The organism is Acidovorax sp. GW821-FHT10E04 (assembly GCF_059415185.1).
On the sequence record NZ_JBWKMT010000001.1, the window covers coordinates 568,425 to 581,327 of the forward strand.

Below are 12,903 nucleotides of genomic sequence, written 5' to 3' on the forward strand. Positions count from 1 at the left end.
GCGCGCCAATGGGCAGCCGCCCGGTGGCACGAGGCCGGAGGCAAGTCTGCCAGAGGAAAGCCACCAGTTGGTAAAAAAATGACGCGCCAAAAAAACCACCGGAGGGCCTGGCCCCGCGGTGGCTGGTTCGCGATGGCGTGCCGTGCGCCTACTTGGTGCCGAAGATCCGGTCCCCCGCATCCCCCAGCCCCGGCAGGATGTAGCCGTGGTCGTTCAGTTCGCGGTCGATGGCGGCGGTGAAGATCGGCACGTCGGGGTGGGCCTTTTGCAGCGTGGCCACGCCTTCGGGGGCGGCCAGCAGGCACACGAACTTGATGGAGCGGGGATTGAGTTTTTTCAGGCGGTCCACGCAGGCGGCGGCCGAGTTGCCGGTGGCCAGCATGGGGTCCACCACGATGATGTCGCGCTCGTCCATTTCGGACGGCATCTTGAAGTAGTACTCCACCGGCTGCAGCGTGGCCGGGTCGCGGTACAGCCCGATGTGGCCCACGCGGGCGCCGGGCACCACGTTGAGCATGCCGTCGAGGAAGCCGTTGCCCGCGCGCAGGATGGAGACCAGTACCAGCTTCTTGCCGTCGATCACCTGGCCGGTCATGGTCTCCAGCGGGGTTTCGATCTGCACGTCCTGCAGGGGCATGTCGCGCGTGACTTCGTACGCCATGAGCGTGCTGAGCTCGCCCAGCAGGCGGCGAAAGCTGTTGGTGCTGGCGTCCTTCTTGCGCATCAGCGTGAGCTTGTGCTGGACGAGGGGGTGGTTGATGACGGTGACGTTGCTCATGGCTGGGCCTGTGTTTTGGGGGATGGAAAGAGGCGCGCCCGCATTTTTACCTGACAGAGGCGCTGGCGGCAGGCACTGTCAGGGTTGCGGGCTGCCGTGCTGCCGTGTGGCTGGCCGTGGCGGGCCGCTGGCGTCGCCCTCTGGGGCTGGTGGCGGCGGCGCGGCGCATGGGTGAGTCTAATCCGACAGGAACCGCGCATAGCGCGCCAGGTCCACATTGCCGCCGCTGATGATGACACCCACCCGTTCGCCCTGCAGCAGCTTGCCGCCGTCATCGACACCCGAGAACGCGTGCGCGCCCGCATAGGCAAGGGCGCCCGTGGGCTCCACCACGATCTTCATGCGCTCCGCGAAGAAGCGCAGGGACTGCATGAGCTGGGCGTCGCTCACGCTCAGGATGTCTTCCACCCGCTCGCGGATGATGGGAAAGGTGAGCTCGCCCAGCGCCTGGGTCTGCGCGCCATCGGCGATGGTGTGTGGCGTCGGGATGCGCACGATCTGCCCCGCCCGCAGCGACTGCTGGCCGTCGTTGCCGTTTTCGGGCTCCACGCCGATCACGCGGCAGCGCGGTGCCAGGGCGCCCGCGGCCAGCAGGCTGCCTGCCAGCAGGCCCCCGCCGCCCACGCACACGAACAGGTAGTCGAGGTCGGGCACTTCTTCAAAAAGCTCCAGCGCCGCGGTGCCCTGGCCCGCGATGACGTGGGGATGGTCGAACGGAGGCACCAGCGTCATGCCGCGCTCCAGCGCCAGGCGGCGGCTGATGGCCTCGCGGTCCTCGGTGTAGCGGTCGTAGGTGACGACCTGGGCTCCATAGGCGCGCGTGGCCGCCATCTTGGAGGCGGGCGCGTCTTCGGGCATGACGATGGCGACGGGCATGTCCAGCAGGCGGGCCGACAGCGCGATCGCCTGCGCATGGTTGCCGGCCGAGAAAGCCAGCACGCCGCGTTCGCGCTGCTCGTCGGTGAACTGGGCGAGCGTGTTGAAGGCGCCGCGGAACTTGAACGCGCCCGTGCGCTGCAGGTTCTCGCATTTGAAGAAGAGCTGGGCGCCCAGCATTTCGTCGGCGGTGGTGGAGCGCAGCACCGGCGTGCGGTGCGCGATGCCCTTGAGCCGGTGCGCGGCGGCGGCCACGTCGTCGTAGGTGGGCGGGGTCAGACTGGGCAATGTCATGGCGGCGTCCTCGGGGCAGGGGCGGGCAAGGGGTTGCCCGTGTTCGCCACATGATAGCCCCAGACGCGATCGCCGCGCGCCGAAAAGGCCTCTGCCGGTTGTCCTGTCAGCGCGGGCAGCTATCAATTTTGACTTTTCGCGCCGGTCTCGCGGCGCGGCGCTCTCAGCCCAGTTCGCTGAACCGTACCAGCGGCGCCAGGGCCGGGAAGTCGCCCGCGCGCTTTTGCTTCATGGCCGTGACCGACTCGCGCACGTGCTGGTTGCTCCAGATGGCGCCCTGCAGCCAGCCCATCTGGCGCAGGCTGTCTTCCACGCTGTGGTCGCGCGCGTAGTTCACGGCCTGCTTGGTGCCCCAGATGGCGACGGGGGGCTTGGCGGCGATCTCCTGGGCGCATTGCAGGGCGGCGGCCAGCATGGCCTCCTGCGTGTCGAACACCTCGTTGACCAGCCCGTGGCCCAGGGCCCTGGCGGCGCCCAGGCGGCGGCCGGTGTAGGCCAGTTCTTTCACCACGCCCAGCGGGATGAGCTTGGGCAGGCGCTGCAGCGTGCCCACGTCGGCCACCATGCCGATGTTGATTTCCTGGATGCAGAAGAACGCATCCGCCGTGGCGTAGCGCACGCAGGCCGCCGTCACCATGTCCACCGCGCCGCCGATGCAGCCGCCGTGGATGGCCATGATCACGGGAATGCGCAGGTTCTCGATGCGGGTGAAGGTGGCCTGCATGTCGGTGAGCAGGTCGAAGATGGCGGCGCGGCCTTCGGGGCTCTGGTCGTCCATGGTGATGGCGCCGCCGAAGGTCTCCAGCGCCATGCCCGCGCTGAAATGCTTGCCCGTGCTGCTGATGACCAGCGCGCGCGCCTCGCCCGCCTGTTGCAGGTGGGCCAGCACCTCGTCCAGCTCGCGCCAGAAGGTGGGGTGCATGGTGTTCATGGCCTCGGGCCGGTTCATCACCAGGTGGGCGACATGCTGGGAGATGCCGAGGCTGAAGCAGGTGAGGGTCTTGTTCATGGGGTGCCACTGTAGACCCGCTGGCCCCGGCAGTGTCGTCGCCTGGGTGACTTTGGACGATTTTGGCTTCAATCCCTTATCTATCAAGCGCCAATAGCTATCAAATAAGGAGCGTTTGCACGAGGGTGGCAGACGGCCGTGGCATGGCCCGTCAATCGCCGCCCCCGCCGCCGCAGCCGCCGCCATCCCCTGCGCCGTCGCTCCCGCCTCCATCCGAGCTGTCGGCGCCGCCGAAGTCTCCCGAGCTGCCGCTGTAGCCGCCGTCCGAGAAGCTGGTGCCGCAGTAGCTGTCGCCGCCGCTGCCGCCAGCATCGCTCTTGCGGGCGATGTCGGAGCAGTCAGGCACGTAGGCAAAGCCGCCCGGGATGGCGAACTTGGCATCCAGCGCGAACAGCAGGGGCAGGCGGCTGGGGGCCTTGGGGTCGATGGATTCCTCCTTGCACACCCAGTACCAGCAGCGGCGCAGGCCGTCGTTGTGCCGGGCCTTCGCGCCCAGCGCCTTGGCGGGCGTGTGGTGCAGGAAGAAGCCCAGCGCATGGTGGCACCAGTGCTTGTAGGCCTGGGTGTGCAGGATGAACTCATGCCACAGCACATCGACCGCCCTGGAGGGCATGGCCACAAACTGCTTGTTGCCGCGCAGGCAGGCCATGAAGAACTGGCGCAGGCCCCGCTCCACCAGCTCGCAGTCGCGCGTGCTCAGGTGGGGGTAGGTTTGGCGCAGCTTGCGCTGCAGAAAGCGGGGCAGGGGGGCTTCGCGGATGGTGCGCTGGCGCACCGCGCGGGTCCACTGGATCGCCAGGGCCGTGATGATGACCGTGGCAAGGAAATACAGGAGCCAGGGCCAGCGCAGGCGCCAGGCGCCGCCCAGGAGCCCGGCGATGGCAACCACCCACGCGGCAATCGCCAGCGGCACGACCTTGCTTGCCCACCACAGCAGCATGTTGTCGATGCGTTTCATCGTCCCTCCTTTTTTGTTGTTGTGTGGCGATTTCACGGCGGTTTTGTGACCGATTGATGACACTTCGGGTGGTGTCGCCAGGGGGCACGGCTGGTGTGCCCGCCGCACCATCACCACCCTGCTGCAGCCGCGGCGACAGTGCCGCGCCGGGGACGCAGGGCAGGGGCGGGAATCTGCGCCCCGCCCGTGGTCAACGGCGCTTGCTGCCGCCGAAGATGCTGCCCAGCACCCCGCGCAGGATCTCCTTGCCCAGCGAGGTGCCCATGGTGCGCACGGCCGACTTGGCCATGGTCTGGGCCAGGCCATCGCGTTTGCCGCCGCGCGGGCCGGTGGTGCCAAACAGCACGTCGTTGAGCCCGCCCATCAGGCCGCCGCCGCTGTCTTCCGTGTTGGCGGGCGTGCCTTTGCTGCCATTGGCTGGCGCCTGGGCACTGGCTTCGGCCGCGCGGCCCTTGAGTTTTTCGTAGGCCGACTCGCGGTCCACCACCTTTTCATACACGCCCGCGACCAGCGAGTTGGCCACCAGCATCTGGCGCTGCTGCGGCGTGATGGGACCGAGCTGGCTGCCGGGCGGCAGCACGAACACCCGTTCGGTGATGCTCGGGCGGCCCTTGGCATCGAGAAAGCTCACCAGCGCCTCGCCCACGGCCAGTTCGGTGATGGCGGTCTCGATGTCGAGGCCCGGCTTTTGCCGCATGGTGGTGGCCGTGGCCTTGACGGCCTTCTGGTCGCGTGGCGTGAAGGCGCGCAGCGCATGCTGCACGCGGTTGCCCAGCTGGGCCAGCACGCTGTCCGGGATGTCGAGCGGGTTCTGGGTGACGAAATACACGCCCACGCCCTTGGAGCGCACCAGGCGCACCACGAGTTCGATGCGCTCGATGAGCACCTTGGGCGCCTCGTTGAACAGGAGGTGGGCCTCGTCGAAGAAGAACACCAGCTTGGGCTGCTCGGGGTCGCCGATCTCGGGCAGTTGCTCGAACAGCTCGGACAGCATCCACAAGAGGAAAGTGGCGTACAGGCGCGGCGAGTTCATGAGCTTGTCGGCCGCCAGGATATTGACGACACCGTGGCCATCGACGGTTTGCATGAAGTCCTGGATATTGAGCATGGGCTCGCCGAAGAACTCGCTGCCGCCCTGCTGCTCGATCTGCAGCAGCCCGCGCTGGATGGCGCCCACGCTGGCGGCGCTCACGTTGCCATATTCGGTGGTGAACTCCTTGGCGTTGTCGCCCACGTACTGCAGCATGGCGCGCAGGTCCTTGAGGTCCAGCAGCAGCATGCCGTTGTCGTCGGCGATCTTGAACACCAGGTTGAGCACGCCCAGCTGGGTTTCATTGAGGTTGAGCATGCGGCCCAGCAGCAGCGGGCCCATGTCGGACACGGTGGCGCGCACCGGGTGGCCCTGTTCGCCGAACACGTCCCACAGCGTGGTGGGGCAGGCCAGGGGGGCGGGCAGGGGAAGGCCGCGCTCCTTGAGCACGGCGGCCAGCTTGTCGCCGATCTTGCCGGGCTGGCTGGCGCCCGTGAGGTCGCCCTTCACATCGGCCATGAACACCGGCACGCCGATGCGCGAGAAGTTCTCGGCCAGGGTCTGCAAGGTCACTGTCTTGCCCGTGCCGGTGGCGCCGGTGATGAGCCCGTGGCGGTTGGCCAGCCCGGGAAGCAGGTGGCATTCGATGGTGTCGTGCTTGGCAATCAGCAGGGGGTCGGCCATTTGGGGTTTCCTCGGGGGTACAGGTTCGGCAAAAAGTAAAATCGCGCTCAGTAGATTAAATCAATACAAAAGGATCTCTCGTGGCAGGACACAGCAAATGGGCGAATATCCAGCACCGCAAGGGGCGGCAGGATGAAAAACGCGGCAAGATCTGGACCCGCATCATTCGCGAAATCACCGTGGCTGCCCGCTCGGGCGGCGGCGACCTGTCTGCCAACCCCCGCCTGCGCCTGGCGGTGGACAAGGCCAAGGCGGCCAACATGCCCGCCGACCGCATCAAATACAACATCGACAAGGCCACGGGCAACGCCGAAGGCCTGACCTACGAGGAAATCCGCTACGAAGGCTATGGCATTGGCGGCGCGGCCATCATGATCGACACCATGACCGACAACCGGGTGCGCACCGTGGCCGAAGTGCGACACGCGTTCAGCAAACACGGTGGCAACATGGGGACCGAAGGCTCGGTGGTGTTCCAGTTCAAGCACTGCGGCCAGCTGATCTTTGCCCCTGGCACCAGCGAGGACAAGGTGATGGAAGTGGCGCTGGAGGCGGGCGCCGAAGACGTGGTGACCGACGATGATGGCGCCGTGGAGGTGCTGACCGCTCCGGCCGACTTCGAGGCCGTGAAGAACGCGCTGGAGGCGGCGGGCCTCACTGCGGAGGTGGCGGGCGTGACCATGCGGCCCGAGAACACCATTGAACTGACCGGCGACGACGCCGCCAGGATGCAAAAGCTGCTGGACGTGCTGGAAGACCTGGACGATACGCAAGAGGTCTACCACAACGCCGCGCTCTGACCTCTGCGCCCCTGGATCGCCGATTTTTTCTTGCGCTGACCTGTTTTCCGACTGATATTTCCCCGAACCCCGCCACGCAGCCCGGTGCTGTGGGCCGGGTTCACCAAAGGCTCCTATGAAAGTACTTGTGATTGGTGGCGGCGGCCGTGAACACGCGATGGCGTGGAAACTGAGCCAGTCCCCCAAGGTGACCAAGGTGTATGTGGCGCCCGGCAACGGTGGCACCGCGCTGAACCCCAAGCTCGACAACGTGGCCATCTCCGACGTGCGCGAGCTGCGCGTGTGGGCGCAGGCCGAGAAGATCGCGCTGACCGTGGTGGGCCCCGAGGCGCCGCTGGCCGCCGGCGTGGTCGATGAGTTCCGTGCCAACGGCCTGCGCATCTTCGGCCCCACCAAGGCCGCCGCGCAGCTCGAAAGCTCCAAGGCCTTCTCCAAGGCCTTCATGCGCCGCCATGGCATTCCCACGGCCGACTACGACACCTTCACCGACCCGGCCGCCGCCCACGCCTTCGTGGACCGCCTGGGTGCCCCCATCGTCATCAAGGCTGACGGCCTGGCCGCTGGCAAGGGCGTGGTCGTGGCCATGACGCTGCAGGAGGCCCACGATGCCGTGGACTTCATGCTCGTGGACAACAAATACGGCGTGACGCACAACGAAGGTGGCGCGCGCGTGGTGATCGAGGAATTCCTCGAAGGCGAGGAAGCCAGTTTCATCGTGCTGTGCGATGGCAAGAACGTGCTGGCGCTGGCCACCAGCCAGGACCACAAGCGCCTCAAAGACGGCGACGAAGGCCCCAACACCGGCGGCATGGGGGCTTACTCGCCCGCGCCCGTGGTCACGGCCGACGTGCACGCCCGCGCCATGCGCGAGATCATCCTGCCCACCATCCGGGGCATGGAAAAGGACGGCATTCCCTACACCGGCTTTCTGTATGCCGGGCTGATGATCGACGCCAAGGGCCACCCCAAGACGCTCGAATTCAACTGCCGCATGGGCGATCCCGAGACCCAGCCCATCCTGATGCGCCTGAAAAGCGATTTCAGCGATGTGATGGCCGCCGCGGCCGATGGCAAGCTCGACCAGATGGAGCTGCAATGGGACCGCCGCACCGCGCTGGGCGTGGTCATGGCAGCCCATGGCTACCCGGAGAACCCGCGCAAGGGCGACCCCATCACCGGCCTGCCCGCCGAGGCCGACGATGCCGTGGTGTTCCATGCGGGCACGCAGCTGAAAGACGGCGTGGTCAGCGTGACCGGTGGCCGGGTGCTGTGCGTGACGGTGCTGGCCGACAGCGTCAAGCAGGCGCAGCAGCGTGCCTACGACGTGGCGCGTGGCATCCAGTTCGATGGCGCGCAGTACCGCCGCGACATTGGTTTCCGCGCGGTGAAATAACCCCTTCCTGAGTCCCCTGCGGCGCCTTCCCCCGCAAGAGACGACGCCCACGCGGGGGCGGCCCTTGCTGGGCGTCCCTGGCCTGGGCCGCGCCAGTTTTACCGGCAGCGCATGGCGCCGATGGCAATGGACAACTGAAATGCAACAACCTGGATTGAATCCGGCCACGACCGTGGCGACCGTACGCAGCTACTTGCAGGGCCTGCAGGCGCGCATCACCGATGCGCTCGAGGCCGTGGAAGGAGAGGGCGGTGCACGCTTTCTGGCCGATGCCTGGAGCAAGCCGCCCGGCGAGCCGCTGCAGGGTGACGGCATCACCAAGATCCTGGAGGGCGGCCGGGTGTTCGAACGCGCGGGCTGTGGCTTCAGCCATGTGCGCGGCCCGCAGCTGCCACCCTCGGCCACGCAGCACCGGCCCGAGCTGGCCGGTGCGCCGTTCGAGGCCATGGGCGTGTCGCTGGTCTTCCACCCGCGCAACCCCTATGTGCCTACCGTGCACATGAATGTGCGCATGATCGCGGCGGGCCATCCGGGGCAGGCGCCGACCTGCTGGTTTGGCGGTGGCATGGACCTCACGCCGTACTACGGCTTCGAGGAAGACGCGGTGCACTTTCACCGCACTTGCCGCGATGCGCTCAGCGCCTTTGGCGACGACAAGTACCCACGCTTCAAGCAGTGGTGCGACGAATACTTCTACCTCAAGCACCGCGGCGAGCAGCGTGGCGTGGGCGGGGTGTTCTATGACGACTTCTCGGAGCTGGGCTTTGACCAGAGCCTGGCCATGACGCAGTCGGTGGGCGACGCCTTCCTCAAGGCCTACCTGCCCATCGTGGAGAAGCGCCAGAACCTGCCGTTTGGCGAGCGCGAGCGCGACTTCCAGCTCTACCGCCGGGGCCGCTATGTGGAGTTCAACCTGGTGTGGGACCGGGGCACCCACTTTGGCCTGCAGTCGGGGGGGCGCACCGAGTCCATTTTGTTGTCCATGCCGCCGCTGGTGTCGTGGTCGTACCAGCGCTCCGATGCCGCCGATTCGGCCGAGGCGGCGCTGTTGCAGAGGTTCCTGGTGCGCCGCGACTGGCTTGCCGAAGGTGCCGCCCCCACCGCCTGAAAGCCGGTCCCAAGGGTGTGAACACCGCAAAAGCTATAATTTCAATAGCTGCCCGCGCTTTTCACACCAGCGCAAGAGGCCAAAAACACCTCAAACTGCTGCAGCGCCAAAGCACAACACCAGCGCAACACCCAAGGCTCAGCCCGCTGGCTGTGCGCTGCGTTGCACGCTATATTGATTCCATTCCCTCTCTATTCACCGCCTGATGACCACCTCCACCAAATCGGAAACCGCCGCCAAGAAAGACGTCACCAAACTCCAGCGCGCCATCGTCGATGGCCTGGAGGACGTCAAGGCGCAAGACATCCAGGTCTTCAACACCGAGCATCTCTCGCCGCTGTTTGAACGGGTGATCGTGGCATCGGGCACCTCCAACCGCCAGACCAAGGCCCTGGCCGCGAGCGTGCGCGACGCGGTGAAGGAAGCCGGTTTCACCAAGCCGCGCATCGAGGGCGAAGACAACGGCGAATGGATCATCGTGGACTGCGGCGCCGCCGTGGCGCACATCATGCAGCCCGCCATCCGCCAGTATTACCGCCTGGAAGAGCTGTGGGGCGACACGCCCGTGCGCCTGAAGCTCGGCGCGGCCAAGCCGGTCTCCAGCGCGGCCACCGAGCTGGCCGAGAAGAAGTCGGCCCAGAAGGCGGCGAAATCCGACGCCAAGGCCGCTGGCAAGGCGCCTGCAAAAAAGACGGCGGCGCCCACCGTGGCGGCCCGTTCCGGCAAGGCCACGGTGAAGGCCGTGGCCAGGACCGCCGCCAAGACTGCCGCGGCTGCGCCGGCCAAGTCTGCTGCCGCCAAGCCGGCTGCGAAGACCCACGTTGGCAAGCCCGCCGCCAAACCCGCCAGCAAGACCGCGGGCAAGGTTGCCGGCACGGCAGCCGCCAGGAAGCCTGCAGCGCCCAAGGCACCCGTCAAGACCGTGGTCGTGAAGCCAGGCGGCGCGAAAAAGCCCGCAGCCAAGAAATCATCGGCCCCCGTGGGCAAGGCGCCTGCGCGCGCCGCCGCCAAGCCGGCGTCCAGGACCGCTGGCGCCGCCGCAGCGGCCAAGCCCGCGGCCAAGAAGGCTCCAGCCCGCAAGGGCTGATGCGTGGGCGGGGCTGTGTGCTGGCCGCTACGCCTGCGCACGGCGCCCCCTCTGAACCCCAGGTGCACATCACATGAAGCTGCTTATCGTGGCGGTCGGGCAGCGGGTGCCTGACTGGGCGCAAACGGCTTACGACGACTACGCCAAACGCTTTCCGCCCGAACTCAAGGTCGAACTCAAGGCCGTCAAGACCGAACCGCGCGGCTCCAAGACCCTGGAGACGCTGTACGCCGCCGAGCGCGAGCGCATCGAGGCGGCCATCCCGCGCGGCACGCGCGTGGTGGCGCTGGACGAGCGCGGCACCAGCCTCACCACCAAGGCCCTGGCCGAACGGCTCAAGGGCTGGCAGCTGGGTGGCGACGACGTGGCACTGGTCATCGGCGGCCCGGACGGGCTCGATCCGGCGTTTCGCCAGGGCGCGCACGAGCGCATCCGCCTCTCGGACCTGACTTTGCCCCACGCCATGGTGCGCGTGCTGCTCATCGAGCAGCTGTACCGCGCCTGGTCGGTGAACGCCGGGCACCCCTACCACCGCGAGTGAGGGCTGGATCGGCGTGCGGGCGAAATACTATATTTTTTATAGCTGCTAGCGCTTGATGGATAAGCGCTAGAGCCGGTTTTCTTCTCAAAATCCGTTCATGCCCGACTTCATCTACCTTGCCTCCCAGAGCCCCCGCCGGCGCCAGTTGCTCGAACAGCTGGGCGTGCGCCACGAACTGCTGCTGCCCAACGTGGACGGCGACGAGCCCGAAGACGCCGAGGCCATCGAGGCGGTGCTGCCCGGCGAGGCGCCCACGGCCTATGTGGAGCGCGTGACCGGCCTCAAGCTGGATGCCGCCGTGGCCCGGCGCGCGCGCCGGGGTTTGCCGGATGCGCCCATCCTGTGCTCCGACACCACCGTGGCCCTGGGCCGCACGATTTACGGAAAACCCGACGACGCACAACACGCTGCGCGCATGCTGGCCGAACTGGCAGGGCACGAGCACCGCGTGCTCACCGCCGTGGCGCTGCAGGTGGGCCCCAGGCGCCTTTCTGCGCTGTCGGTGTCGCGCGTGACCTTCGCCGCCATGACGCCCGCGCAGATTGATGCCTACGTGGCCACGGGTGAGCCACTGGGCAAGGCCGGGGCTTACGGTATTCAGGGCCGGGCTGCTGCCTATGTGGAGCACCTGGCTGGCAGCTATTCGGGCATCATGGGGTTGCCGATGTACGAGACAGCGCAACTCCTGCGCGCCGCCGGGTTTCAGATATGACCCTCCTGAGTCGCTTGCGGCGCCTTCCCCCCAGGGGGATGCTGCCAGGGGCCTGGCAAAGCCAGTTCCCCGGCGGCCCTGGCGTAGCGCCCCGGTGATTCCAACAGCAGCAAGAACGCGACCGATTTCAGAAAAGAAGAAGCCATGCAACAAGACATCCTGATCAACTGGTCGCCCCAGGAAACCCGCGTGGCCGTGGTGGAGCATGGCGCCGTGCAGGAGCTGCACATCGAGCGCACGCTGGAGCGCGGCCTGGTGGGCAACGTCTACCTGGGCAAGGTCTCGCGCGTGCTGCCGGGCATGCAGTCGGCCTTCATCGACATCGGGCTGGAGCGCGCGGCCTTTTTGCACGTGGCCGATGTGTGGCAACGCCAGCCCGATGGCGAGCCGCCGGCATTCGCCCGCAAGAACGAGCCGCAGGTACCCATTGAAAAGCAGGTGTTCGAAGGCCAGTCGCTGATGGTGCAGGTCATCAAGGACCCGATCGGCACCAAGGGCGCACGCCTGTCCACGCAGATCAGCGTGGCCGGGCGCCTGCTGGTGTTTCTGCCGCAGGACGACCATGTGGGCGTGTCGCAAAAAATCCCCGGCGCGGAGCGCGATGCGCTGCGCGCGCGGCTGCAGGCGCTGGTGGGCGACAAGGCCACGGGCGGTGGCGGCGGCTTCATCCTGCGCACCAACGGAGAGGATTCGACCGACGCCGAGCTGGCGGAGGACATCGCCTACCTGCGCAAGACCTGGGCGCGCATCAAGGAGGCATCGCTCAAGCTGCCCGCGATGTCGCTGCTGCACCAGGACCTGGACCTGCTGCAGCGCGTGCTGCGCGACCTGGTGGGCGACCACACGCAGACCATCCGGCTCGACTCGATGGAGCAGTTCCAGCGGCTGCGGGCGTTTGGTGTGGAGTTCATGCCCGCCGCCGCCGGCAAGCTGCAGCACTACAAGGGCGAGCGCCCGATCTTCGACCTGTACTCCATCGACGAGGAAGTGGCGAAGGCGCTGGGCCGGCGCGTCGATCTGAAATCCGGCGGCTACCTCATCGTGGACCAGACCGAGGCGCTGACCACCATCGACGTGAACACCGGTGGCTACGTGGGCGCGCGCAATTTCGACGACACCATCTTCAAGACCAACCTGGAGGCCGCGCAGGCCATTGCGCGCCAGCTGCGCCTGCGCAACCTGGGCGGCATCATCATCGTGGACTTCATCGACATGGTGCGCGAGGACCACCAGCAGGCCGTGCTGGCGGAGTTCCGAAAGCAGCTTGGCCGCGATCGCGTGAAGACCATGGCGGGCGGCTTCTCGCAGCTGGGCCTGGTGGAGATGACGCGCAAGCGCACCCGCGAATCGCTGGCCCACATGCTGTGCGAACCCTGCGAGGCCTGCCAGGGCAAGGGCAGCGTGAAGACCGCGCGCAGCGTGTGCTACGACATCCTGCGCGAGATCCTGCGCGAAGCCCGCCAGTTCAACCCGCGCGAGTTCCGCGTGGTGGCCTCGCCGCGGGTGGTGGAGCTGTTCCTGGACGAGGAAAGCCAGCACCTGGCCGGTCTCTCGGACTTCATCAAGAAGCCGATCTCGCTGCAGTCCGAAAGCGCGATGGGGCAGGAGCAGTACGACATCGTGCTGCTCTAGC

The 12,903-nt window shown here is 67.1% G+C and carries 12 protein-coding genes; 7 read left to right on the forward strand and 5 right to left on the reverse strand.

The window, feature by feature from the left end:
- Positions 1–148 precede the first annotated feature (148 nt).
- The 5 genes from upp to AC07OC_RS02625 all read right to left on the reverse strand — a co-directional run bounded on the left by upp (position 149) and on the right by AC07OC_RS02625 (position 5,629).
- A complete protein-coding gene (gene upp / locus AC07OC_RS02605) occupies positions 149–778 on the reverse strand; it encodes a uracil phosphoribosyltransferase (RefSeq protein ID WP_218294859.1) in 630 nt (209 codons plus the stop codon).
- 177 nt (positions 779–955) lie between these two features.
- The gene (locus tag AC07OC_RS02610; protein WP_218294860.1) at positions 956–1,948 is read right to left on the reverse strand and encodes a threo-3-hydroxy-L-aspartate ammonia-lyase; all 993 of its coding nucleotides are present in this window, start codon (positions 1,946–1,948) and stop codon (positions 956–958) included.
- A 163-nt stretch (positions 1,949–2,111) separates the two neighbouring features.
- Complete coding sequence (locus tag AC07OC_RS02615; RefSeq protein WP_218294861.1) at positions 2,112–2,957, reverse strand: enoyl-CoA hydratase-related protein; 846 nt, start codon at positions 2,955–2,957, stop codon at positions 2,112–2,114.
- A 151-nt stretch (positions 2,958–3,108) separates the two neighbouring features.
- A complete protein-coding gene (locus tag AC07OC_RS02620) occupies positions 3,109–3,915 on the reverse strand; it encodes a glycine-rich domain-containing protein (RefSeq protein WP_494600364.1) in 807 nt (268 codons plus the stop codon).
- A 190-nt stretch (positions 3,916–4,105) separates the two neighbouring features.
- Positions 4,106–5,629: a helicase HerA-like C-terminal domain-containing protein gene (locus AC07OC_RS02625; protein WP_492805030.1), complete on the reverse strand. Its 1,524-nt coding sequence runs from the start codon at positions 5,627–5,629 to the stop codon at positions 4,106–4,108.
- Between the two features lie 80 nt (positions 5,630–5,709).
- Between AC07OC_RS02625 and AC07OC_RS02630 the strand changes: the two genes are divergently transcribed.
- The 7 genes from AC07OC_RS02630 to rng all read left to right on the forward strand — a co-directional run bounded on the left by AC07OC_RS02630 (position 5,710) and on the right by rng (position 12,902).
- Entirely contained in the window at positions 5,710–6,429 is a 720-nt protein-coding gene (locus tag AC07OC_RS02630) for a YebC/PmpR family DNA-binding transcriptional regulator (RefSeq protein WP_218294864.1), read from the forward strand.
- A 115-nt stretch (positions 6,430–6,544) separates the two neighbouring features.
- Positions 6,545–7,822, forward strand: coding sequence for a phosphoribosylamine--glycine ligase (gene purD / locus AC07OC_RS02635; protein WP_218294865.1), 1,278 nt, complete (start codon positions 6,545–6,547; stop codon positions 7,820–7,822).
- Between the two features lie 139 nt (positions 7,823–7,961).
- Positions 7,962–8,930 carry an oxygen-dependent coproporphyrinogen oxidase gene (gene hemF / locus AC07OC_RS02640; protein ID WP_218338490.1) on the forward strand — a complete coding sequence of 323 codons (969 nt, stop codon included), beginning with the start codon at positions 7,962–7,964 and terminating at the stop codon, positions 8,928–8,930.
- Between the two features lie 205 nt (positions 8,931–9,135).
- Positions 9,136–10,017 (forward strand): ribosome silencing factor, encoded by an 882-nt coding sequence (gene rsfS, locus AC07OC_RS02645; protein ID WP_218338491.1) that lies wholly within the window; start codon positions 9,136–9,138, stop codon positions 10,015–10,017.
- A 73-nt stretch (positions 10,018–10,090) separates the two neighbouring features.
- Positions 10,091–10,558 carry a 23S rRNA (pseudouridine(1915)-N(3))-methyltransferase RlmH gene (gene rlmH, locus AC07OC_RS02650; protein WP_005798500.1) on the forward strand — a complete coding sequence of 156 codons (468 nt, stop codon included), beginning with the start codon at positions 10,091–10,093 and terminating at the stop codon, positions 10,556–10,558.
- 97 nt (positions 10,559–10,655) lie between these two features.
- Complete coding sequence (locus AC07OC_RS02655; protein WP_218294868.1) at positions 10,656–11,270, forward strand: Maf family protein; 615 nt, start codon at positions 10,656–10,658, stop codon at positions 11,268–11,270.
- A gap of 144 nt (positions 11,271–11,414) precedes the next feature.
- Positions 11,415–12,902: a ribonuclease G gene (gene rng, locus AC07OC_RS02660; RefSeq protein WP_218294869.1), complete on the forward strand. Its 1,488-nt coding sequence runs from the start codon at positions 11,415–11,417 to the stop codon at positions 12,900–12,902.
- Position 12,903 lies beyond the last annotated feature (1 nt).

Excerpts from the sequence above, each read along its gene's own strand:
- AC07OC_RS02625 (WP_492805030.1), bottom strand. The coding sequence starts at position 5,629 with ATGGCCGACCCCCTGCTGATTGCCAAGCACGACACCATCGAATGCCAC.
- AC07OC_RS02610 (WP_218294860.1), bottom strand. The coding sequence starts at position 1,948 with ATGACATTGCCCAGTCTGACCCCGCCCACCTACGACGACGTGGCCGCC.
- AC07OC_RS02615 (WP_218294861.1), bottom strand. The coding sequence starts at position 2,957 with ATGAACAAGACCCTCACCTGCTTCAGCCTCGGCATCTCCCAGCATGTC.
- rlmH (WP_005798500.1), top strand. The coding sequence starts at position 10,091 with ATGAAGCTGCTTATCGTGGCGGTCGGGCAGCGGGTGCCTGACTGGGCG.
- purD (WP_218294865.1), top strand. The coding sequence starts at position 6,545 with ATGAAAGTACTTGTGATTGGTGGCGGCGGCCGTGAACACGCGATGGCG.
- rsfS (WP_218338491.1), top strand. The coding sequence starts at position 9,136 with ATGACCACCTCCACCAAATCGGAAACCGCCGCCAAGAAAGACGTCACC.
- hemF (WP_218338490.1), top strand. The coding sequence starts at position 7,962 with ATGCAACAACCTGGATTGAATCCGGCCACGACCGTGGCGACCGTACGC.
- rng (WP_218294869.1), top strand. The coding sequence starts at position 11,415 with ATGCAACAAGACATCCTGATCAACTGGTCGCCCCAGGAAACCCGCGTG.
- upp (WP_218294859.1), bottom strand. The coding sequence starts at position 778 with ATGAGCAACGTCACCGTCATCAACCACCCCCTCGTCCAGCACAAGCTC.
- AC07OC_RS02620 (WP_494600364.1), bottom strand. The coding sequence starts at position 3,915 with ATGAAACGCATCGACAACATGCTGCTGTGGTGGGCAAGCAAGGTCGTG.
- AC07OC_RS02655 (WP_218294868.1), top strand. The coding sequence starts at position 10,656 with ATGCCCGACTTCATCTACCTTGCCTCCCAGAGCCCCCGCCGGCGCCAG.